Genomic DNA, 20,562 nt, shown 5'->3' with positions numbered 1-20,562 from the left:
AATTGGATGCCATTGATCATTCCGATTGTCGCTGTCATTTTCGTAACGATCGTCGCAAGACGCGCCATGAAAATGGATAAAGAGAACTAACATGAAGAGACATCATCCTTGATTGGGAGATGTCTCTTTCGCTATGGAGGTAGAACGTGGATACGATTACACATACGTTATTCGGTCTAACGCTATATGGTGCAGCCGATAAACGTGATTTACAACAACATGAAAAACGAGCCTTGTTCGTCACGACGCTCGTCGGGAGTCAAATCCCGGACAGTGATGTGATTTCAAGACTATGGGACACGGAAGGGATGTATCAGATGTGGCACCGCGGCATCACACACTCCATCTTTCTCGTCCCGCTCTTCGCACTGCTCATCTACATACTCGTTCGTCTTCTCTTTCGAGTGACGGACATCCGTTATTTTTGGTGGGCTCTGTTGTCTGTGTTCATACACAACACATCCGACTTATTCAATGCGTGGGGGACGGGCTACTTCGAACCGATCTCGGACGTGAGGATCACATTCGGTGTGATCCCGATTGTCGACTTTGTCTATTGGGGCATCTTCTTGGTCGCCTGGCTCGTGGCCCGTAAACAAGAAGTCCGCTATAAGACGTATCGGTATGCATGGTCTGCCCTCGTCCTATATGTCGCGATTCAAAGTGCGCAAGGAGCTTACTTGTATCAGGTATATGCAGATGAACACGACGAAGTAGCCCTTTCGGCTTCTTTCATCCCGACGCAGTTTACCGTCATCACAAAGACTGGAGAGAACGTTTCGCTCTATAATGATTCGATTTATCAAAAAGCAACCTTAGAATACAACTTGACGTCTAACGAACAAGTGAGTCTTGAACCATTGTTTGAAGCGAATCAAGAGGCACACACATTAACGAAATGGTCACCGTTCGTTGTCATCGTGGCAAATGAGGAACGGCTCGGCGTCTTTGACCCACGTTTTTATGACGGGGAGTCTTCTTTCTTATACGAATATATAGAAAGGTAGGATCAATCGATGGGACGCATCCGCTATCTCTTTATTTTCGCTTATGAACAAGCCCTCAGCTGTATTTTCCCAGTCGCCATCTTTGGTGCACTCGCCGTCACGAAATTTTTGGAGTTGCCGATTCCACGTTATGACGTCTTACTCATCTGGTGTTTATTCGTCCAGGTGGTCCTCGTGAAAACGGGACTCGAAACAATCGAAGAAGTGAAAGTCATCAGCTGGTTCCACGTCATCGGTCTTGGACTTGAGCTATTCAAAGTGCAGATGGGGTCATGGAGCTATCCGGATGAGGCGTTCACAAAAGTATGGGGCGTCCCGCTCTATGCGGGCTTTATGTATGCGAGCGTCGGAAGTTATGTCGTTCAAGCGTGGCGTCGTCTCGATTTACAGTTCACGAAGATGCCAAACCCAATCATCGCTTTCGGACTAGGCATTGCCATTTACTTCAACTTTTTTTGGCATCATGTTTGGATAGATCTGCGATGGTTATTGATCGCACTCATCTTCTTGGCGTTTGGCCGCTCGGTTGTCTCGTACAAGCTCGATGATCGGCGATTCAAGATGCCGGTCGTGCTCTCGTTCTTCTTGATTGCCTGTTTCATCTGGCTTGCTGAAAATATTGTCACGTTTTATAACGGCTGGGCGTATCCAGACCAGTTGAACGGCTGGGCTATTGTCGATATAGGAAAACTATCCTCTTGGTTCCTACTCGTCATCATCAGCATCCTCCTTGTCGCTTGGCAAAAGCGAAAACTAGAATATGAAACGACTTAACTCGACGTGTGTCGAGTTTTTTTGAGGGTTACCGAATCTTTTTTCGAGGAAATTCGTATTATAAATTGAGGTGATTGGGTTGTTGGAAATTGTATTCTATTGGTTCATTGGATTATTGTGTCTCGCTTCTCTTGTCATCTATTGGATGGAGTGGCGGAAGACACGCGATCGTGTGAAGTTAGGTCAAGCCGTTCTCGCGATTTTTTGCTCTGTTCTTGTAATTGGAATGGCAGGAATGGAGACGTACGACCGTATGACGACGAATTACATCGTCGAGACGGGAGAATGTTATGTCGTCGATGACCAATCATCGAGGGGTTCATCGAACGTGACGCTATGGTTCGGCGAGCGGTCATATGGTTTCAAAGAAATTCCGGACATTGCATATGGTCCGGGACAACTATTTTCATGTCGCGCGACGATGACGAAGCAGTTTCAAAGCGGGATAGATTATGAGTTGAGATCAGAGGAAGGCGAGCTATTGTTTTCGACTTATTCACAAAATAGTAAACAATCCGATTGAGGTGGAAGTATCCACTAATCAATCGGATTGTTTTTTATCGGAAGAGAGTCTTTTTTGCCGAATGTTCTCTAAAAATATCGGAAGAAGATTTAAAAAGATTGCCACAATCGTCAAGAACCACAATGCGCGTGACATGCCGGGCACCACATCCTTTAAGGCAGCCCAGTCTTCTGCATCGACCCACATATTGATTAGGCTATACTCGGCGCATAGCGTGAGAGCAGTTAAGGACAGCGCAATCGCCATTGGCAGTTTGTAATCTTTCTCCATCATAAAGACAGTCAAGTTCAAAAGCGTGGCTCCAATGGCAGCCAATCCAAAAATAATCCACATGTTTAAACCTCCTAAATATTTCTATATACATATCATAGCATACATCATTCTCCATATTAATTTCTGAAAATTGTTTCTATTCACATAATAAATATGCTAGAATCAATGGAACGTGACTTTGGATATTATTCCCTTTACAAAGTGAAGGAATAACGAGAGTCATTCCACACTTATGATTGAGATATGTCATCTAAAGGAGACAGAACTATGGCCTATATTGCACGAAAATCTGCACATCTTGTCATCGCATTCTTTGTCTTGATTGCGATCAGTGCGCTACCGACGATTGTCGTTCAAACAGATTTTAGTCTGACGAGTTACTGGAACGGCATCCAACAACAGCTGGACCAACTCCAAAAGCTTGATGAGATTACATACTACAACGTCACCGCTCAAACAGATTTACCTTTATTACCTGCACTTGGACCGCTCGTCAAAGAGTCGGTCATCATTTTTACGACGGCGCTTGCCGTGTCGACCATACTTGGTCTCCTGTATGCCTTCTTCTATTATCGGAGCGTCAGACGGGTTCGCACCGTCCTGCACCAAATGAGTCAAACGCTCGAGATGGTGCCTGATTTATTTTGGTTAATCTTTTCACAATTTCTCGCTATTTCTATACATAGAGCAACAGGGTTTGACCGAATCGAAGTAGCTGGTGGGTTCGCAGAATACATACGATTTCTACCGATTGTCACATTGACACTGACAACGTTATTCTTCTTTATCAAATGGCTGACCATCCATATCCATGAACAAGAAGCCATCTCTTACCTTGAACTTGCCCAAGCGAAAGGGATTCGACCGAGAGGACTGTTTTGGAACCATTTGTTGCCGAACATCATCTATCGCTTCTACCTTTTTTTCCGTTCAAACATTATCACCATCTTATCGACGCTACTCATCGTCGAATATTTGTTTAACGTTCAGGGACTGTTTCGATTCGCCGTCTACAATCCACAGATGGAGATTTTACTGGTCATCTTATTCGTCATCTATATCCCAATTTTTCTGTTGGATTTACTAATTGAATGGATTATTCCGAATGCATGGAAAGGAGGGATTTGATGCGACGCGTATTAATGCGTGACCCGATTTTTATCTTCTGCTTTGTCATCGTAGCGGGTCTCCTATTGATGAGTATTGGAAATACCGTATTTCGTGATGGGAACGTTGACCAAACCCTTATGCTCTACTCGGATGAAGGGAGACTGATCGGAATCCCACCTCTTGAACCTTCGAAATATCAGTGGCTCGGGACGGACAATGCGGGATATGATTTATTTCAGATGTTCGTCGAAGGCTTCAAGTGGACGGTCGGGATTTGTGCGATTGTCGCGCTTGGGCGCATGGCCATCGGTTTATTGGTTGGGATACCGCTTGCTTTCAGGGGAGCGCGATTGAATCACTTTTTTAAAACGTTGCTCGATGGATTCTTGATTTTACCGATTTCGTTACTCGCATTGATGATGTTGGTAGGAACACTGACCTTTTTTGATTCGACGCAAGTACCTCCACTATGGGATCGGGTGAAGGTTGAGCTAATCGTTTTAGTCGTTCTCGGATTACCTGCCGTCACGATATATCTCATCACGGAGATTCGTCAATTGTTACAACAAGAGTTTATGATTGTTGCCCAGACACTTGGTGGCAGTGTCTGGCATCGTGTGAGACTACATCTATTGCCCCATCTGATTCCGACGCTTGTCATCGTCTTTATGCAACAATTCGTACAGACGCTCATGTTGCTCATTCATCTTTCATTGTTTGGAATCTTCTTTGGAGGGACTGTTCTTCTGCATGAAGGGGTCATGCCGACGATTTATGAATGGTCTTCGATGTTTGGATACTATTTCGGACAATTCACAGCGATGACATGGATGACAAACCATCTATTCCTGATCCCTGCGATTGCGCTCGCAGCGCTGATTTTTATCTTTAATGTATTGACCAGTCGACTCGAACGGGCGTTCCGGCTACGTCGTCAAGAACCGATGGTGACCGAAATAAACATTGCACAGTCAGAAGCGGCAGCCGCGTCGCTCGACAATCCGTTTTCTCTCGTCAATGCGAGTGTATCAGTAAAGAATGAACCGGATGATATCGTATGATGTCATCTGGTTTTTCTATGACAAATCGACTGAACCCTCGTGATTGCGGGAACGTATATAACAGTATGAGATGACTAGTCAAAAAAGGAGTGAATCAACGTGAAAGCTGCGATTTGTACGAGGTATGGGGGACCAGAAGTGTTCGTTATTCAAGACGTAGACCGACCGAAACCTAAAAGCAATGAGCTACTGATTCAAGTACATGCATCGGCCGTTCACTCAGGGGATCGACGACTTCGCGCACTGGACGTTCCTGCACTCGGAAAACTACCGATGCGGATTGTTATGGGGTTTAATGCGCCAAGACAACCGATTCTTGGTGTCGTGTTGGCAGGTGTAGTGGTAGAGGTCGGTGGCGGTGTAAAGAGCTTTCAAGTAGGGGAGAACGTCTATGCGCTCACCGGGATGAGGTTTGGTGGATATGCGGAGTTTGCTTGCGTGAACGAATCGAAATGTGTGGTTCAATTGCCCGAGCATGCCAGCTTTATCGAGGCGGCGGCACTTCCGTTCGGAGGAACCACCTCGTTACATTTTTTACGGAAAGCAAACATCGAACGGGCGAGAACTGTTTTGATTTATGGTGGCTCAGGTGCGGTCGGCTCCACTGCCGTACAGATTGCAAAACATTTCGGAGTACATGTCACAGCAGTTTGCCATGAGCGGAACATCGAGCTCGTGAAGCGACTTGGGGCAGATTTGGTCGTCGATTATTCGAAAGAAGGATACGACCGCGAATTGGGTACGTATGATGTGGTATTTGATGCGTCTGGAAAAATTGATAAGCGATTGGCTCGAAACCATGTTGCGGAGAACGGGTCATTCCGTTCTGTTGCGGGACAGGGGCCAGCGAGTGAACGAAAAGAGGATTTGAGGTTCTTGAACGAATTGTTTGAAGCAGGAGAGCTGCAACCCGTTATTGATTCGGTTTATCCACTAGATGAGATTGTCGAGGCACACCGATATGTGGATCAAGGGAAAAAAGTTGGGAATGTGATTGTGAAGGTAAGCCAAGAATAAACGATATCAGCCAGCGATATTCATATTGAGTTTATGTCCCATCAGTCAGAAATAAATGAATCATTATAGGTTAATTTCAACTAAATGTTGAATGAGCTATAAAGAGAGAATCGTCATCGTCATAAAGAGAGAAGAGTGGTCAGATTATGAATGTAAGTGAAAACAATCGCTTTTTTAATTCCTTATGCAAGTTCGCACAAATCGGAGAACTGACAGCAAGCCCCGAACGAGTATCGGGAGGACTGTTGCATGAAATGTTTAAAATGGAAACAAGTCAGGGTTGGTACGCGATAAAAGTATTAAATCCAAAAATTATGGAGCGGAAAGATGCATTACAAAACTTTATTCACTCTGAAGAGATTGCTTATCTTGCTTCAAAACAGATACCGGCTTTACCGGCGATGCGTGTGAATGGGGGCAGTGTCCAGCATTCAGATGAACAGTACTACCTCATATTTGATTGGGTGCAGGGAACGTCATTAAGACAGAATGACATCACGACTCGTCACAGTCACGAGGTCGGAAGGATGTTGGGAAAGATTCATCACTTAAATTTGGCTAAGCATTTAGAAGGTCAAAATGTTCATTTAGAAGCAGTAAGTCTTCTGGACTGGGAAGGTTATCTAACTATCGGGACGGAGAAAAGCGCAGACTGGGTTCCAACACTCTTGTGTCTTAAAGATAAACTGATTGAATTGAATAAGACAGCATTTCAAGCTTCGAGCACCCTTTCATCCAGTAAAGTCATAAGCCACCGTGATCTTGATTCTAAAAATATTTTATGGGATTCGAATGGTCCTATCATCATCGATTGGGAATCTGCGGGCTACATTCATCCGATGCTAGACTTGGTTGAGACCGTTGTCTATTGGTCACAAGATGAGCAAGGAAATGTGGACAAAGCAAGATTCAACGCATTTTTAGATGGATACGGACAGATTTACCCACAACTACGAGTGGATTGGAAGGCGGTATTGTCACTCAGTTTCTGGAGTAAGTTGAAATGGTTAGAGTATAATTTGAAGCGATCAATTGGAATTGACAGTATGGACAATGATGATCAACTGGCAGGCATGGATCAAGTCAGAACAACGTTAAACGAATTACAAAGGGATGCCACTCAAATCCCTCGTCTCGATAGTTGGTTGAATGAACATATGAATGTAAACAAGGGAGTAGATGGCATTTCATGAACATATTAATTGGACAACCTAAAATGGAGCAAGATCTTAAGCAATTGAAGCTAGAGGTTGAGGCGAACCCGACAGTAGACTTGATTCTCTATCCGGAGGGATATTGTACATATACAGAATTAGATAGGGTTTGTCAGTTAGCTAGTGCATTCAAGACGGCAATTGTCTTAGGTTATCGGGATGATACGAATAAAGATCGCGTTCTCATTGTAAATAAGAAAGGTGAAACGCTGTTAACGCGACCGAAAACACCTGAAAGTGAGCGTTTGTTCATGCCATCAAGTGTCAAGGACGGAGCGGAGGAATACGGATATTTACTTTGCAGGGAGATTTTTATGGGTGTAGAGGGATTAAAGAATCATGAGCATCTATCAATCGTATTCAATCCAATTGGGGTCGGGATGTTTAGTGAAGAACAATTCATGGAGTGGTCCGAAGAAGCGAGAAAGATTGCGATGGAACGTAAAGCGATGATTATTGGAACGAGTCACGCGGATGGGTCGTATCGAAATTGTGGTGTATCGATACCAATCGCGTATTGTTATGATGAAAAGGGTGAAGAAGTGTTTCTATCGAAAAATGATACGAGGACGAGAATATTAGATACTGTTTCAAAAGGTACAATTATTGTCTGACCTATTATAATATTATTAGCATTTTGTTATTTCACATACCGTATTTTTAACTTAAAAATAGAAAGAGAGAATGTATGAGATACCCTTTTAAACGAAAACACAATAAAGATTGTACTTGCTCAAAATGTGGCAAGAGTACAGAAAGTGAAGTTGGTTTTGGATCAAGGATGCCAACAGTTCTAAATGGAATGACAACACGTGAGATGAAAAACGTGTCGTATTGACAGATGATGTATGTGTCCTCGATGAAGCCCACTTTTTCATTTACGGATGCCTCGAGATTCCAATCGTTGGGGAAGAAGAACCCTTCATCTGGAACGTCTGGGTGTCACTCAGTGCGGATAATTTTTTCAAAGTCATCGATTTATGGGATGAACCCGCTCGTGTTGACCTTGACCCGATGTTCGGCTGGTTATCGACGGAATTGCCGATTTACCCAGATACAATCAATCTGAAGACAAACGTCCATATGCGTGGAGTCGGATTACGTCCGTTGATTGAACTCGAACCGACGAATCATCCTCTTGCCATCGAACAGCGCAATGGCATTACGAGGTCGAGGGTCGATGACATTTTCCGACTCGTTGAAGGTGATGAATAAAGGAGTCAGGCCATTTGTAACGAGTTGTTAGGGTTGGATATGAGTTGGAGAAAGTACAAAACTTACAAGCGAATGATCAAGTGAAGGAATCAAGAATAGTGATGAGGAAAGCGAGGAAGGATTTCATGAGAATCACAGAAACGATGCTCTACACGAACCGACTTGACGAAATGAAACGTTTTTATACGGAAAAACTTGGATTATCAGTCATTGAAGAAGACTCGACGAGTTTTCGAATCAATCTAGGTGAAGATGTGTTGGTGTTTCAAGAGGCAGCGACCATTCAAGAGCGACAGTATCATTTCGCCATCAATATCCCGTCCAATCGACTCAAAGAAGCGAAAGAATGGACTAAATCACGTGTTCCACTTTTGATTGAAGATGGGGAGGATGAGATTTACTTCGAAGGGATTGATGCCTCGTCACTTTATTTTTACGATGCGGACGAGAATGTCGTCGAATTGATTGCTCGACATTCGATTAACCCGGAAAGTGATGCAGAGGTATTTTCTACTGATGACTTTCTTGGAATCGGCGAGATGAGCTTGACTGCAGTAGACCCGCTACATGTCGCACAGGAACTTGAGAACATCGAGATTCACCGCCGAGATGGCAACCCGATTGATGAGCATCACCTGAATTTTTTAGGCGCACCGAACAGCGATACATACATATTGTTAGTGCCACAAGGTCGTGTGTGGCTGTTTTCACCAAAGCTGTCGATTCCGAGTCCTATTCAAATGACCATCAATCGACAATATGTCATTGAAATCGATGAGAATCACAAATTGCAAATTCGTTCTATCAAAAAATGAGTCCATTGTGAACTCATTTTTTTTCGTCTTCATTTAAGTATATCCGAATCTCATCCAAACTCATAAATGAATTCTCTAAGGTCACTTCAAATGATTTATCTAAACAATCAATAGTAAGTAGTTCGCCATCTAGACGAGAGTATCCTTGTAACAGTGGTTTGATGCGTTCATGAACGATTTGTGCATTTTCGAGTGAGGTTTGAGGAAAGAGGACGGCAAACGTATCTGAGGCAACTCGGTATTTTTTATCGGTTCGTCGTGTCGCTTCATGTAATTCGTCACTGAAATAATCTAAAAACCATTCATATTCAGATTGTCCATAACGTTTTTCGAAATCGTTGAGGAGAGGTAATGTAACGAATGTGACGACGAACGTTCCACCGTTTCGAATCAATCGATCCCGCTCTGCTTCAAGGTCCATGAAGAATCGATTCCGATTATCAAACCCAGTCTCAGGATCGACGGCAATTAATTGACTGACTCTCGCTTCTGCGACGCTCAATGCAAATTGTGAGCGAAAAAGATCGACTTGAAGCAAGTAAGCAAGACTCGTCAACATCACTAACAACAGAAGAATCAGAAGTTGAACAATTACGGGAATCGTAGTTCCAGACATCATGATGAAAAAGTAAGCGCCGAATCCTAAAGAGATCAGGGCTCCAGAGGCTCGGTGTATGAGTAGCGTTGAAAGATAGAGGACAGGGATACAAATCATCCACCAGACCGGTAGATTGTTCATCATCAGAACAGAAGACAACAGAGTACTTACAATCAACGAGCCAATGATGAGCGCAATCAGTTGAAATGACATGGCAGACCAATGTCGCACCTCATCTCCCCCTTTCTAAAAGAAATAAATTGCAATAGTAACACTATTATCCATTTTCCAAAATAGTGATGATTCAAACCGATTCGTACACTTGATTCATTATAAGTGATTCTTTAAGTGAATAACGGAATATTTTCGAAAATACGCCAATGTTTCAGAACACTTATATACCGAAAGAAGGATCATTGATTGGTGTATAATGGAAACGGGGTGATGACATGGATCAAAAACATATCTTAATTGTCGGTGGTACCGGCATGTTAGCTGAAGTCACATTTTATTTGGCAAGCGAACATCTTGTCACTGTTATCGGGCGAGACCCGGAAAGAATGGCAAAAGTCGTTCAACGAAACCCTAAAACGTGTAATTCGCTACTTGTTGATTATCGTAACGAACAGGATTTATCAAAAGGGCTACAAGAATCAATCAAGCGATACGGACCATTCAAACAAGTCATCGCATGGGTACACCGGAACTCCGGAATGGCGATGCAAATCATCTTGAATCATTCCTTGCATGCAGATGTTCTACATATTTTAGGGAGCCAGGCGAACTCCGAACAGGAGAAACGGTCTTTATACATAAACGAACAACAAACGTACCGACAAGTTCAATTAGGTGCGAAGCAGGATGGTGAGAACTATCGCTGGTTGACGCATGAGGAAATTGTGCACGGTGTGATTGACGCGATTGAGCACTCATTCGATTATCATTTAATTGGTCAACTTGTTAAAAAGGGAGGTATGAGTGGGTGAATCAATGGATTGGTTCGGCTGCCTTATGCATCAACGAAGAGAGGAAAGTTCTCTTCGTAAAGAATCGTGACGTACAACAATGGAGTTTGCCATCAGGTGGTTTAGAAGAAGGAGAAACTCCTGAACAGTGTTGCCTGCGTGAAGTGTTAGAAGAGACGGGCTATCGCATTTCGATTAATCAACGACTACATATCAAACGAGCCATCCTTTCAAATGATCAAGTCGAGACGCATTATTTCTTGGCAACGTGTGAGGAGCGAGTGGCGACTGCCATAATCGACTCGGACATCGATGAAGTCAAATGGTGTTCAATTCATGAATTAGAACGGTTGAACCATGCATTTCCGGAGGATCTTGAGATGATTAAACGATAGAGTTTTATGAATGAATCAATTCTCAAAACATACATCGAATCATACAAGCCGGTCGTATAAAAACGACCGGCTCATGACTTAAGACGCTTCTTCAGTTTGATTGTGTATGAAATATTCCTGTTTCGAGCGGTCGCGAATGACATATATGGTGTAACAACCAACAAGGAAAAAGATAATCGAGAATGCGAGATAGACTGGGCGGATCCCAATCATTTCGGCAAAAAGTCCAATCCCGAATGTGAGCAGGATGACAAGTAGCGACTCTGCCACATTGATGACGCCAGAGAACCGGCCCATGATTTCGATAGGCACTTGGTGTTGATAGAATGACAAAAATCCGGTATTGGCGAACGCAAGCGCGAACGTCAGAATAAAAAATCCGACGGTAGCCATCGTGAACGAAGAAGAGCCTGCGAATAGGAGATAGCCGACGGGTGTCATGATTGCCCCGAATCCGATACAAAACGATAAGGATAAACGGTGACTCCATCTTGAATTGATGAGTGACCCAACGATAATTCCAATCCCAGCGATACTGACGAGAAAGCCATATCGGCTCTCAGATAAGTGAAGGACTTGGGTCGCAAATGAAGCCTCCAATGAATCAAGCCCAGACATGAAGATCGTCATGACGCAGAACAATCCATAGATGAGTGTCACATATCTGGCATTCGAAGCGAATCGGATGACGACTTTCCAATCTTCGATAATTAATCGGACGGAGAAGGATTCAATAGATGCATTCGTTCGAAGATGAGACGGAAGGCGCGACAACATTCCGACCGAGACAACGAGTGCGAACGCGTTCACGAAAATTGCAGTTGTTGGACTCCCAACTAGGAAGAGTAGTCCGGCAATTGTTGGACCTAAAATAAATCCGGATGACTGCACAAAGTTCTTCATCGCATTGAACTTTTGTCGATTCGAGGCAGGTACGAGTTGCGTCATGTAGACCAGACTCGATGATTCGAATAGCGAGCTCATTACATTGAGGAGAAAGACAATCCCGTAGATGAGCCACAGTGAATCAATCCAGCCTAAGCTGAACACGAGGAACGCGCGTAAACCATCCAATATCATCATTAATCGCCTCGTATCGACTCGGTCAATCAGGCTACCTGACCAAAGATTCGAGATGAGCGATGCGAGCGGGACTAATACATAGAGAATCGAGACGGCGAATGGGGATCCCGTCATCTCAAGTACAATCAAGTTGAGTGCGATAAAGTATACCCAGGCACCAAGGTTTGAGATTCCGACACTGACGAGCAGCAGCGCAGAGGTTTTTCGAAACGAGTTCAAGTTAATCACTCCTTCTATTTTTGATCACTTTCGGAACGCAAAAAAATCCCACCCCCAAGAACGAATTCTTGGGGACGAGATTCTCATCGTGGTGCCACCCCTGTTCGTCCGCACGTCACCGCACGAACCTTGTTCGGTACTGCCGAACGAGTCGGACTATACCTCAACTCTATAACGGGAGTGCCCGTCGCCATATCCCTCGGGATGAGTTCCATGGCGCTGCTCAGAGGCTTGTTTCGACCAACGTTCTTTACTCCTTTTCACCAGACGGAGCTCTCTACGAAAGATTCATTGATGTACTGTTCTCTTCATCGCGTTTGTCAGATCATTTTCGTAAGGATAGCATATTGTGCAAATATAAGGAATAAAAATTTTGGTTATAACCTCAATATAAAAAATTAACGAAGAATCGAGGTGCAGGGTTGATTGACTATAAAGAAATAAAAGAGACGAACCAAGTACTTGCGACTATTCATAAAATTGATTCTGATCAGTTGGATGGATTCATATCGAACTATTCAGCATTGATTGGAAAATATGATGAATATGTCACAAAGAGCTATATTGACGTTCAGCGAGACATCAATAGCGATGAAGCAAATCAAAGACAACATCATGTTCTAACCATTATAAAACCTGCACTCAATGAGCTGAAAAGACATGTTTCACGAATTGCCTTACAGTATATTGAGGATGAACATCATGTCACTCGCTTAATGCGAAATCGGATGAATCTTTATCATGAAGATAATGTTGATTTACTGATTGAAGAGGATCAACTCATACAGAGGTATTTGCAAACAATTGGTCAATTGACTGACCCGATAGATGATTCTAGATCGATTGCGGAACTTCAAGGAGACCTATACGATGCTGATGAATCCATCCGTAAACAAGCTTTTACGCATATGTATAAAGCGTATGTCTCGAAAGAAGATGCAATCACTGAATGCTTGAAAAGTCTTATTCAAAATCGGGAACAGCAGGCGCAACGCTTAAATGATAAGAGTTACCGTGACCTAGCCTTCATGAAGCTAGGTCGTCTAGATTATGATGCCGAGGATTGTATGCGATTTGCGAATCAAGTGAGTAAACATTTTGAGCCACTTCGCCGCTCGTTTCAGCAACTACAGACAAAGGAATTGAAGAAATCGAAACTTTCGCCATGGGATTCATTCATTTCTCCATTTTCGGATCATCACGATCTATCCGTTTCGTCGAATGATTTAATCGGTGGAACGGAACGAATCTTGAATGAAATCGATCCTTACTTTGAAAAACTGTTTAGGGACATGTGTGCGAAGGGTCATCTCGATTTATCACCTCGACCGAATAAAGCGGAAGGTGGATTTTGTGAATCTTTACCCGACTCAAAGTCATCTTTCATTTTTATGAACAGTTTCGGCGGATTTGATGACTACATTGTGTTATTGCATGAAATGGGTCACGCCATCCACCATGACCTCTCACAGCAACACCTATTTTTCGAAGCGCAGACCATTTCGTTTGAAGTCGGCGAATTCGCAGCCATGTCACTAGAGCTATTTTCGATGGACCATTGGACAAAAATCTTTTCAGATGAACGAGCTTTAATTCAAGCTAAACTAGAACAGTTTCGATTGATTATCGAATTTTTGCCAAGTGTTTTCATCGTAGATCAGTTTCAACACAATCTATATGATTTAGAAAAGAATATAGATTCATTTGATGATATCTTCAAATACTTGGTCGATCAATATGATACTGATTTAGTTGATTGGAACGATGTAAGCGATGTAAAGGGAAAACAGTGGTTGCGTGTGATTCATCTTTTTGAAACACCATTCTATTACATAGAATATGCGCTCGCTCAGATTGCTGCACTTCGAATGTACATGAAGTACAAGCAACATCCAGTCAACACTCTGAAAAAGTATAAGAACGCATTAGCTTTAGGTGGTACTGCTTCTGTCCCTGAAACTTATCGAGCAGCAGGCGTCTCCTTGTTTCCATCTGAGGAAGAATTGGTCGAGTTGACTGATTTTTTAAGTGCTGAGATTCAACAGTTAGTGAAGCAACTGAATAAAATCGATTGAATCAGACGTGAATGTTCATATGATTATGAGGCTTGGTTGTTAATTATAGTCGGTAATTCATTCAGCTGTTTTAAAATGGAACGATAGAAGAAGATTGCGAATATGCCAAAGCCAATATACGTCATGGTCATCCAAACCGGTGACACGAATTCATAAGCCGATACACTGATTGCGCCGATGAGAAGCGCGCCTCTGTAACGGAGACCATTCACAGCCAAGTATTGACTGCGGAGATGGTCTTCTGTGAGTCGAGCTAGCATGGCTTGATGGATGGGAACATACAGCAGTTCTCCGAACGTGAAGCAAGCCGTACCGAGCACTAACATTGAAAGATCATCTGAAACCGGCAAGATGGCAAATCCAAGACTGAACAGCGTGACACCTGTGTAGAGTAACGTTCGTTCAGAGAGTGATTTGGTCCAACGCATCAAAACAAGACCGAGCAGTAACACGAGAATCGTATTCTCCGCTCGAAGCAGTCCGAGAATCTTCGTCCCATCTAGTGAGAAATGGAAGACCGGAACAGCTTGTGACGTTTCAGCAAAGTGGATCGCGAGATAATGCGTCAGTTGCAACTCTAATGACAACGTCAAAATACCGGCGATGAGGTATTTCAAAAAGAGATGGTTCTTCATGACCGTCTGGTATCCTTTCCATACACCAGTGGGCTTCTGTCCTTTACGCGGAAAAGGTTTATAGTTGTCTTCTAGTTTGAAGGAAATCAGGAATACACATCCGAATGAAAGAATGGCTGCCGATACTAACAAGTAGAAGAGATGTTGTTCGAAGAAAAAACCTCCGAGCAAACTACCGATGACGATGGACCCGTTCATCAGCCAGTAACTGAATGTATATAAATATTTCCGCTGTTCCGGTCGGCTATCATCAATCAAGATGGCCTCGTTTGCAGGTGTGATGGCACTACCTAGAAGGTTACTGAAAAAGAAGAAGATAAAAAATATAACGGCACTGTCGATTTCATGAGAACCTGCGATTGCCATTCCGATATAACACACGAATCGTAGCATTTCTCCGATGAAGAGCACGCGTTTTCTTCCATATCGATCGGACAGAAGACCACCATAGAGGCTTGCGATGAATGAAGCAATCATCGTCAGAATGATGAGAGGTCCGGTCTCCGTCGCACCGAACTGTCGAACGAAATAAATCGTCATAAAGGGAAATATGGCAGTTTGAGTCAGCTTTTGAAAGAAGTTTAAGGTAAGTCGTATTTTTAAATTGGGATGAAGCGATTGAAACATGTGAATCACCATCTTTTCATAAGGTCAGCGAAGTGGCCACTTGACTGTTATGAACAGTATGCGTGATTTGAAATGAATCATCGTGCACTATATTGCTCGATTTTTGCGCAATAATCTGGAGGGGTATTATGGAACAATTACTTACACTGCCTGACGTCGCCATACGTTACGTCTCCTCTAGTGGGGATTGGACGACAGAGAGAGAAGAGAGCAAAGAAGACATCGTCTGGGTGCTCGTGTTAGAAGGGAAAATTGGGATTAAGGTGGATGCATTCGAATATCGTCTCCAAGACAGCGAATCGATTGTGGTTCAACCGAATCAGTTCTATCGACTGTTCGCTGATTCAACTGAAACGACTTATGTGAGTTTTCGGTTTATTGCGAGTCGATTGAACGGGTTTGAAAACAGGGTCAATCCAATGTTTCCTTCCATAGCGGTCATGTCGACAAGAAGACTGTTAGGGGAGTGGTCAAGTCGAGGATTTTTGGAGATTGATATTACAGATGATGTGATGACGTTCATTCAGAGTCACCTCATCCACACTTCTTTAGATGATGAAGACCTATTTGCACCAGTTTTGCGTGTCATTCATGATTCTTATTATACAGAGCTTCGCATCGAGGAATTGAGTCGAATCGTTCATCAAAGTAAGTATCAGTTCATAAGAAACTTCCGAGAGCGAATCGGTCAGACGCCGTATCAATACATCACGAGACAACGCCTGATTCATGCAAAGTCGCTCCTTCGCTATTCGGATCTTACACTACTCGCAATCAGTCAAGAAGTCGGGTTCAACAGTTCGGCTCAACTGAACAAGCATTTCACGGAATGGGTAGGTTGCACCCCGGCTCGATTCCGTGAGAATAAGGGGCATCAGCTCAAACGTGATTAGAGGATTTCACATGATGTTGGATTTGTCGGGGAAGGTCGTTGAACTGTCCCTCGCAGCGTTGTACCGCATCCACATGATAAAACGTGCTCGTCTCCTCCATATTCATCATTTGATCACCCAAATCGTAAAGGAAAACGGGTTTGTTCGTCCCGAGTGCAATCCCGAGTTCGACGTGTGCGCCTTTGCCTCCAGGCAAGAGGATGACAACGAAGTCCGCTGATTGAATACCAGCTACTTCTTCTTCACCAATTGAGCGTAATGCATCAATCGAAGCGGCACGTTCGTTTTGTGTCCAGTCATACGTATGCGTGTGACCGAGGGCCTTCAGCTCATCACGGATGAACCGTACTTCTTCCATATTTGAAAAGCTTGAACCCACATAAAATCGCACAGGAAACCCTCCAATTCGTTATATATGATTCATTTGAGCAATCGCGACGACATAAAATAGGATGATTAACAGGCAACAAAGTACAAGGAAAGAACTCACCATAATCAGGACGAATTTCATCAAAGAAAGTGGAACGTATGATTGAATCAATCGTGTCATATAAATCGACGAGAGGACAAGCAAAATGATTGTGCCGATAAACCAAATGGAACCATTCGTGACATTCGGAATCAGCCAAACATAGCCAATTGTCATCACGATTAGGCATAGAGCCACCACAAAATCTTTACGCTTTTGATTCATCAGTGCCCCCTCGTTGATGTTCCAACTTCGACCTTACCTGTTCGGCATCCTCGGCATCAAACGTGCTGTACCATCTCACATGATCGAGATCGATGACGCGGTAATGTCCGCTGATGATATTCTGTTGAAGAATGAAGTGGGGACCTGACTCGATTGCGTGCCAAAAAACACGTCCTCCGAGCGTCTTTTCTTTCGGTTCATATGTGTTCGCGGTCGCAATTAGTTTGACGAACTCGACCGGGTCATCACCGATTAAATGGATGAGGATCTCACTCTCATTGAACAAGGCGCATAGCGTCACTATGGTCGACCAACTCGCTTCATTCCGCTCCTTCTCGATTTGGATGAGCGTTTTTTTGGATATGCCAAGTAAATTCGCCATCTCATCCTGTGAATGCTGAGATTCGATTCTAATCAATTTCATCTTTCGAGAGACCTGTCCAATAAATTCGGATTTTTTCATAAGCGGTCCTTCCTTCCTGTTTGTCTGACTCAGAGCGTCGCAGAGCTAATAAAAAGCAGAATCCATGAGATACCGAGAAACAGGGTGAATAAGAGCAGGCAGACGACGATATAGCAGGAAATGTATTGCCAATATGTGAGTCGTTTTGATTGATAGAAGTGATATGTAAAACTGAACGTCGCAATGCCGATGACTAAGAAAGCAACAAGATCCCAGATGATTCCGACTTTTAAGAACGATGGAGTAAGGTACGTTGCAACAAGAGCAAGTACAACCGTCACAACTCCAGTAGAAATGGCAGCGGATGGCGTTGTCGCGTTTTCCAAAATAGACACCTCCTAATATATAACAAGTGTAATTTTACACTAAAAGTAGATAATGTCAATTTCTGAATTTAAAAAAACCCTTCTCTGAGGAAGGGTTCCGTCATTCGTCATGTTTATTCGTTAAGTATGTCGTCAGTGGATAGACGAAGATGCTTTGCAAGACAAGGGAGAACAGAATGACAGCAAACGCGAGGGATATCATTTCGCTCGATCCGTCGATTTGCTCTGCCTCTAGCCAGAGCACGAGAGCAATCGACATCGTACCTTTGATTCCGGACGATGTGAGTAACGAAGTCGCTGTCAAATCGTCTTGAAATTCTTTTCGCCACACGGGGACTATATAGACGAGACCGCCGACGACGATGAAGCGGCTGAGAATGGAGAGAAGGAATAATATAATAGAGAACATCCATAGAGAGGTTGATAAATAGCTAGTCGCTTCGATTCCAATCAACAAGAACAAGAGGGCAAGTAACATCGGGATGACGATATCCCAAAAACCATCCAAATGATGTTTAACGGTTTCATAATTTTTCTTCGTCCCGAGTTCGTGCGATAACATCATTCCAGCCGTCACAGTAGCAAGGACACCAGAGACTTCAAACGCATCGGCGAGATAGAAAGACCCGTAAGCGATGACAATTGTCAGCATGACGAGCTCATGCTTTTTAAAGCTGACAATTATCAATCTTTTTAGTAGAAATCCGAAAATGAAGCCGATGACAATCCCTCCAGCAGACACAATCAAAAATTCGGTCATAAAGCTGAGCGTTGAGAAACGTTCTCCTGTCATGAACATACCAAGAAAAATCGTGAAGATGACGACACTTGTGCCATCGTTCACCATCGATTCGCCTTCGACGACGTCAGTGATTCGTTTCTCCCCTTTACTCTTTTTTAAAATTGCCGTCACGGAAACGGGGTCGGTCGGAATCAAGATGGACGCCAACAAGAAAGAGGCGGTCAAGCTGAGCGGGGTAAAGAATTCGCTGATCCAAAACGTGCCATATCCCATCAAGATGGCGGTCAAGACAAGACCGACCGTACTCAACATAGTGATGATCCCGATATTATCCTTCAAATTTTTATATTTGAACTGGTAAGCCGACGTAAAGAGAAGCGCAGGCAGGAACACTTCGAAAATCATATCTTTTGAGATGAACACGGAATCAAAAAAGGCGATATACGAGAGACCAATCCCAATCAAGACCAAGATGACCGGGACAGGGAAGTAATTTCGTTTTGAATCAATCAAATAAATGAGATAGCCAATGAGTAGTAATGTGATCACCTGTTGCGCGATCATAACGACATCCTCCTCTACAATCAACTTGCTATACACTATCTTCCCATTCAAGGTCTAATCAAACGAGATTTGTGGAATATAGGGGATAGTACATTCATTTCAAATAGGGAGGAATTAATATGGGAAATCCGATTGGCGATTTGTCGTGGACTTTTTATTCAGAGTGTGAGGTGCCAAGTGATATCACCGAGACATTCATCGATGGGGAGCGGGCCGTCGCTGCCTACAAGACGGTTCGTGACGTCGCCGTCTTCACGAACAAACGCCTGATTGTCCGTGACGCGCAAGGGCTCACGGGGAAGAAGATTGAAGTCTACTCACTTCCGTACGACTCGATCAATATGTACTCGACAGAGAACGCGGGACGCATGTTCGACTTGAACTCAGAAGTCCAACTGTTCACGCGCGCCGGAACAATCAAAATTAATCTGAATAAAAAAGTGGATGTGCGTAAGTTCGACCGACTGCTCGCAGAAGCGATTCTTTAATGCGTTGGACCGAGAAATCTTTCGGTCCTTTCGTTTGGATTTTTCTGACAATCCATAATCTTGCATGATACGATAGTACATAATGTGTGACGGAGGTTACGATGCGATTTACAATCCGATTACTGCTGGTCATGCTCGGCGGTTTGATGTTGGTGACTGGATTTATCCATCTGGCTCGTTTGTTTTGGGAATGGTTTCACGACCCTACGGAGGGAGGGATTGTGCTTCTTTTTTCTGGAGAGGATGGTGAGAGCAGCGGTTTTTATGAAGGGAAGTCACGCAAGATGAGAGAGGACGATGATTTACAGTTCTTGAATATCGACTTTCTAGATTACACGTTCGGAGCAGGTGGGGCGGTGACGGAGTCAGGGAGTTCATACTGGTTATGGTTCCTTATTGGAGGATTGATTGTTTTAATGATTCTACTGATGATCACGATGCGAAGAAGAAAGCGTGTCGTCTCGAGCATTGATTTCTCGAGTGATGCCGTAAAACGAAGAGGGAGAAAGACTAAAGCAAAAGAGTTTGTAGAATCCAAAGAGATTCAATGGACCGATAGCGCGATTCGCAATGCGCTCATCCAGTTTAACTTGGATTTACCGGTTTCATTAAGGCATCAATCGAATGAGACCGTTTTGGACTGGTTCAAACGGATCGGTGTTGAAGAGGTGGACCTCTCGCCTTATTGGAAATCGAGATATGTGGATGAAGGAGTGACTGATGAAGAATCTAGACAGTTTCGAGAGGCGTTACAGTTCATGCGATTGGAAGAGGATAGGGGGTGAT

At 43.6% G+C, this 20,562-nt stretch carries 25 protein-coding genes and 1 other annotated feature; of the genes, 16 read left to right on the top strand and 9 right to left on the bottom strand.

All coding sequences use genetic code 11. The features are described 5' to 3' along the window. Positions 1 to 146 precede the first annotated feature (146 nt). The 3 genes from PJK55_RS03570 (at position 147) to PJK55_RS03560 (ending at position 2,304) form a co-directional block, all read left to right on the top strand. On the top strand, positions 147 to 1,007 hold the full coding sequence (locus PJK55_RS03570) for a metal-dependent hydrolase (RefSeq protein ID WP_271304842.1): 861 nt from the start codon (positions 147 to 149) through the stop codon (positions 1,005 to 1,007). Positions 1,008 to 1,016: 9 nt separating this feature from the next. Next, entirely contained in the window at positions 1,017 to 1,781 is a 765-nt protein-coding gene (locus PJK55_RS03565; protein WP_271304841.1) for a DUF817 domain-containing protein, read from the top strand. 82 nt (positions 1,782 to 1,863) lie between these two features. Next, positions 1,864 to 2,304: a hypothetical protein gene (locus PJK55_RS03560; protein WP_271304840.1), complete on the top strand. Its 441-nt coding sequence runs from the start codon at positions 1,864 to 1,866 to the stop codon at positions 2,302 to 2,304. A gap of 18 nt (positions 2,305 to 2,322) precedes the next feature. Here the strand turns inward: PJK55_RS03560 and PJK55_RS03555 are convergent, their stop codons facing one another. Then, positions 2,323 to 2,637, bottom strand: coding sequence for a hypothetical protein (locus PJK55_RS03555; RefSeq protein ID WP_271304839.1), 315 nt, complete (start codon positions 2,635 to 2,637; stop codon positions 2,323 to 2,325). A gap of 207 nt (positions 2,638 to 2,844) precedes the next feature. Here PJK55_RS03555 and PJK55_RS03550 point away from each other — a divergent pair, with 207 nt between their 5' ends. The 7 genes from PJK55_RS03550 to PJK55_RS03520 all read left to right on the top strand — a co-directional run bounded on the left by PJK55_RS03550 (position 2,845) and on the right by PJK55_RS03520 (position 9,009). Beyond that, positions 2,845 to 3,705, top strand: coding sequence for an ABC transporter permease subunit (locus tag PJK55_RS03550; RefSeq protein WP_271304838.1), 861 nt, complete (start codon positions 2,845 to 2,847; stop codon positions 3,703 to 3,705). Further along, complete coding sequence (locus PJK55_RS03545; protein ID WP_271304837.1) at positions 3,705 to 4,748, top strand: ABC transporter permease; 1,044 nt, start codon at positions 3,705 to 3,707, stop codon at positions 4,746 to 4,748. Before PJK55_RS03550 ends, PJK55_RS03545 begins: the two co-directional genes overlap by 1 nt. Before the next feature lie 99 nt (positions 4,749 to 4,847). Next, positions 4,848 to 5,765 carry an NAD(P)-dependent alcohol dehydrogenase gene (locus tag PJK55_RS03540; protein WP_271304836.1) on the top strand — a complete coding sequence of 306 codons (918 nt, stop codon included), beginning with the start codon at positions 4,848 to 4,850 and terminating at the stop codon, positions 5,763 to 5,765. Between the two features lie 146 nt (positions 5,766 to 5,911). Then, positions 5,912 to 6,958 (top strand): phosphotransferase, encoded by a 1,047-nt coding sequence (locus PJK55_RS03535; protein ID WP_271304835.1) that lies wholly within the window; start codon positions 5,912 to 5,914, stop codon positions 6,956 to 6,958. Then, positions 6,955 to 7,593, top strand: coding sequence for a hypothetical protein (locus PJK55_RS03530; RefSeq protein WP_271304834.1), 639 nt, complete (start codon positions 6,955 to 6,957; stop codon positions 7,591 to 7,593). The genes PJK55_RS03535 and PJK55_RS03530 overlap by 4 nt, the downstream gene beginning before the upstream one ends. A gap of 220 nt (positions 7,594 to 7,813) precedes the next feature. After that, positions 7,814 to 8,194 carry a DUF2199 domain-containing protein gene (locus tag PJK55_RS03525; RefSeq protein WP_271304833.1) on the top strand — a complete coding sequence of 127 codons (381 nt, stop codon included), beginning with the start codon at positions 7,814 to 7,816 and terminating at the stop codon, positions 8,192 to 8,194. A gap of 125 nt (positions 8,195 to 8,319) precedes the next feature. Continuing rightward, entirely contained in the window at positions 8,320 to 9,009 is a 690-nt protein-coding gene (locus tag PJK55_RS03520; RefSeq protein ID WP_271304832.1) for a VOC family protein, read from the top strand. A gap of 13 nt (positions 9,010 to 9,022) precedes the next feature. Here the strand turns inward: PJK55_RS03520 and PJK55_RS03515 are convergent, their stop codons facing one another. Further along, positions 9,023 to 9,838: a GGDEF domain-containing protein gene (locus tag PJK55_RS03515; protein ID WP_271304831.1), complete on the bottom strand. Its 816-nt coding sequence runs from the start codon at positions 9,836 to 9,838 to the stop codon at positions 9,023 to 9,025. A gap of 218 nt (positions 9,839 to 10,056) precedes the next feature. On the opposite strand from PJK55_RS03515, the gene PJK55_RS03510 reads away from it, so the two are divergent. Both PJK55_RS03510 and PJK55_RS03505 read left to right on the top strand, forming a co-directional pair. After that, entirely contained in the window at positions 10,057 to 10,593 is a 537-nt protein-coding gene (locus PJK55_RS03510) for a hypothetical protein (protein ID WP_271304830.1), read from the top strand. Further along, positions 10,590 to 10,967, top strand: coding sequence for an NUDIX hydrolase (locus tag PJK55_RS03505; protein WP_271304829.1), 378 nt, complete (start codon positions 10,590 to 10,592; stop codon positions 10,965 to 10,967). The genes PJK55_RS03510 and PJK55_RS03505 overlap by 4 nt, the downstream gene beginning before the upstream one ends. A gap of 78 nt (positions 10,968 to 11,045) precedes the next feature. Here PJK55_RS03505 and PJK55_RS03500 read toward each other — a convergent pair whose 3' ends face one another. Beyond that, complete coding sequence (locus tag PJK55_RS03500) at positions 11,046 to 12,278, bottom strand: MFS transporter (RefSeq protein ID WP_333781794.1); 1,233 nt, start codon at positions 12,276 to 12,278, stop codon at positions 11,046 to 11,048. 58 nt (positions 12,279 to 12,336) lie between these two features. Beyond that, positions 12,337 to 12,590, bottom strand: a binding site (T-box leader). Positions 12,591 to 12,691: 101 nt separating this feature from the next. Between PJK55_RS03500 and PJK55_RS03495 the strand changes: the two genes are divergently transcribed. After that, positions 12,692 to 14,344 (top strand): M3 family metallopeptidase, encoded by a 1,653-nt coding sequence (locus PJK55_RS03495; protein ID WP_271304827.1) that lies wholly within the window; start codon positions 12,692 to 12,694, stop codon positions 14,342 to 14,344. A gap of 23 nt (positions 14,345 to 14,367) precedes the next feature. Here PJK55_RS03495 and PJK55_RS03490 read toward each other — a convergent pair whose 3' ends face one another. Next, positions 14,368 to 15,606 (bottom strand): MFS transporter, encoded by a 1,239-nt coding sequence (locus PJK55_RS03490; RefSeq protein WP_271304826.1) that lies wholly within the window; start codon positions 15,604 to 15,606, stop codon positions 14,368 to 14,370. A gap of 128 nt (positions 15,607 to 15,734) precedes the next feature. Between PJK55_RS03490 and PJK55_RS03485 the strand changes: the two genes are divergently transcribed. Then, complete coding sequence (locus tag PJK55_RS03485) at positions 15,735 to 16,499, top strand: AraC family transcriptional regulator (protein ID WP_271304825.1); 765 nt, start codon at positions 15,735 to 15,737, stop codon at positions 16,497 to 16,499. Here the strand turns inward: PJK55_RS03485 and PJK55_RS03480 are convergent. The 5 genes from PJK55_RS03480 to PJK55_RS03460 all read right to left on the bottom strand — a co-directional run bounded on the left by PJK55_RS03480 (position 16,486) and on the right by PJK55_RS03460 (position 19,288). Continuing rightward, on the bottom strand, positions 16,486 to 16,890 hold the full coding sequence (locus PJK55_RS03480; protein WP_271304824.1) for a nucleoside 2-deoxyribosyltransferase: 405 nt from the start codon (positions 16,888 to 16,890) through the stop codon (positions 16,486 to 16,488). The genes PJK55_RS03485 and PJK55_RS03480 overlap by 14 nt on opposite strands. Positions 16,891 to 16,908: 18 nt before the next feature. Then, positions 16,909 to 17,193: a hypothetical protein gene (locus PJK55_RS03475; RefSeq protein ID WP_271304823.1), complete on the bottom strand. Its 285-nt coding sequence runs from the start codon at positions 17,191 to 17,193 to the stop codon at positions 16,909 to 16,911. Then, positions 17,177 to 17,656 carry a helix-turn-helix transcriptional regulator gene (locus tag PJK55_RS03470; RefSeq protein WP_271304822.1) on the bottom strand — a complete coding sequence of 160 codons (480 nt, stop codon included), beginning with the start codon at positions 17,654 to 17,656 and terminating at the stop codon, positions 17,177 to 17,179. Before PJK55_RS03470 ends, PJK55_RS03475 begins: the two co-directional genes overlap by 17 nt. A gap of 29 nt (positions 17,657 to 17,685) precedes the next feature. Next, on the bottom strand, positions 17,686 to 17,982 hold the full coding sequence (locus tag PJK55_RS03465) for a hypothetical protein (protein ID WP_271304821.1): 297 nt from the start codon (positions 17,980 to 17,982) through the stop codon (positions 17,686 to 17,688). 100 nt (positions 17,983 to 18,082) lie between these two features. After that, positions 18,083 to 19,288 carry a cation:proton antiporter gene (locus PJK55_RS03460; RefSeq protein WP_271304820.1) on the bottom strand — a complete coding sequence of 402 codons (1,206 nt, stop codon included), beginning with the start codon at positions 19,286 to 19,288 and terminating at the stop codon, positions 18,083 to 18,085. Between the two features lie 119 nt (positions 19,289 to 19,407). Between PJK55_RS03460 and PJK55_RS03455 the strand changes: the two genes are divergently transcribed. Together PJK55_RS03455 and PJK55_RS03450 are read left to right on the top strand one after the other, a co-directional pair. Beyond that, positions 19,408 to 19,776, top strand: coding sequence for a PH domain-containing protein (locus tag PJK55_RS03455; protein WP_214692319.1), 369 nt, complete (start codon positions 19,408 to 19,410; stop codon positions 19,774 to 19,776). Between the two features lie 101 nt (positions 19,777 to 19,877). Beyond that, positions 19,878 to 20,561 carry a hypothetical protein gene (locus PJK55_RS03450; RefSeq protein ID WP_271304819.1) on the top strand — a complete coding sequence of 228 codons (684 nt, stop codon included), beginning with the start codon at positions 19,878 to 19,880 and terminating at the stop codon, positions 20,559 to 20,561. Position 20,562 lies beyond the last annotated feature (1 nt).

The sequence above is a fragment of the Exiguobacterium sp. MMG028 genome, assembly GCF_027947425.1.
In the GTDB taxonomy this organism is placed as follows: Bacteria; Bacillota; Bacilli; order Exiguobacteriales; family Exiguobacteriaceae; genus Exiguobacterium; species Exiguobacterium aestuarii_A.
The sequence above is the reverse complement of the archived record's forward strand: the minus strand, read 5'-3'. Positions and strand labels throughout refer to the sequence as shown.

Excerpts from the sequence above, each read along its gene's own strand:
- PJK55_RS03545 (WP_271304837.1), top strand. The coding sequence starts at position 3,705 with ATGCGACGCGTATTAATGCGTGACCCGATTTTTATCTTCTGCTTTGTC.
- PJK55_RS03450 (WP_271304819.1), top strand. The coding sequence starts at position 19,878 with ATGCGATTTACAATCCGATTACTGCTGGTCATGCTCGGCGGTTTGATG.
- PJK55_RS03555 (WP_271304839.1), bottom strand. The coding sequence starts at position 2,637 with ATGTGGATTATTTTTGGATTGGCTGCCATTGGAGCCACGCTTTTGAAC.
- PJK55_RS03535 (WP_271304835.1), top strand. The coding sequence starts at position 5,912 with ATGAATGTAAGTGAAAACAATCGCTTTTTTAATTCCTTATGCAAGTTC.
- PJK55_RS03490 (WP_271304826.1), bottom strand. The coding sequence starts at position 15,606 with ATGTTTCAATCGCTTCATCCCAATTTAAAAATACGACTTACCTTAAAC.
- PJK55_RS03475 (WP_271304823.1), bottom strand. The coding sequence starts at position 17,193 with ATGAATCAAAAGCGTAAAGATTTTGTGGTGGCTCTATGCCTAATCGTG.
- PJK55_RS03510 (WP_271304830.1), top strand. The coding sequence starts at position 10,057 with ATGGATCAAAAACATATCTTAATTGTCGGTGGTACCGGCATGTTAGCT.
- PJK55_RS03550 (WP_271304838.1), top strand. The coding sequence starts at position 2,845 with ATGGCCTATATTGCACGAAAATCTGCACATCTTGTCATCGCATTCTTT.
- PJK55_RS03455 (WP_214692319.1), top strand. The coding sequence starts at position 19,408 with ATGGGAAATCCGATTGGCGATTTGTCGTGGACTTTTTATTCAGAGTGT.
- PJK55_RS03460 (WP_271304820.1), bottom strand. The coding sequence starts at position 19,288 with ATGATCGCGCAACAGGTGATCACATTACTACTCATTGGCTATCTCATT.
- PJK55_RS03470 (WP_271304822.1), bottom strand. The coding sequence starts at position 17,656 with ATGAAAAAATCCGAATTTATTGGACAGGTCTCTCGAAAGATGAAATTG.
- PJK55_RS03520 (WP_271304832.1), top strand. The coding sequence starts at position 8,320 with ATGAGAATCACAGAAACGATGCTCTACACGAACCGACTTGACGAAATG.
- PJK55_RS03485 (WP_271304825.1), top strand. The coding sequence starts at position 15,735 with ATGGAACAATTACTTACACTGCCTGACGTCGCCATACGTTACGTCTCC.
- PJK55_RS03530 (WP_271304834.1), top strand. The coding sequence starts at position 6,955 with ATGAACATATTAATTGGACAACCTAAAATGGAGCAAGATCTTAAGCAA.
- PJK55_RS03565 (WP_271304841.1), top strand. The coding sequence starts at position 1,017 with ATGGGACGCATCCGCTATCTCTTTATTTTCGCTTATGAACAAGCCCTC.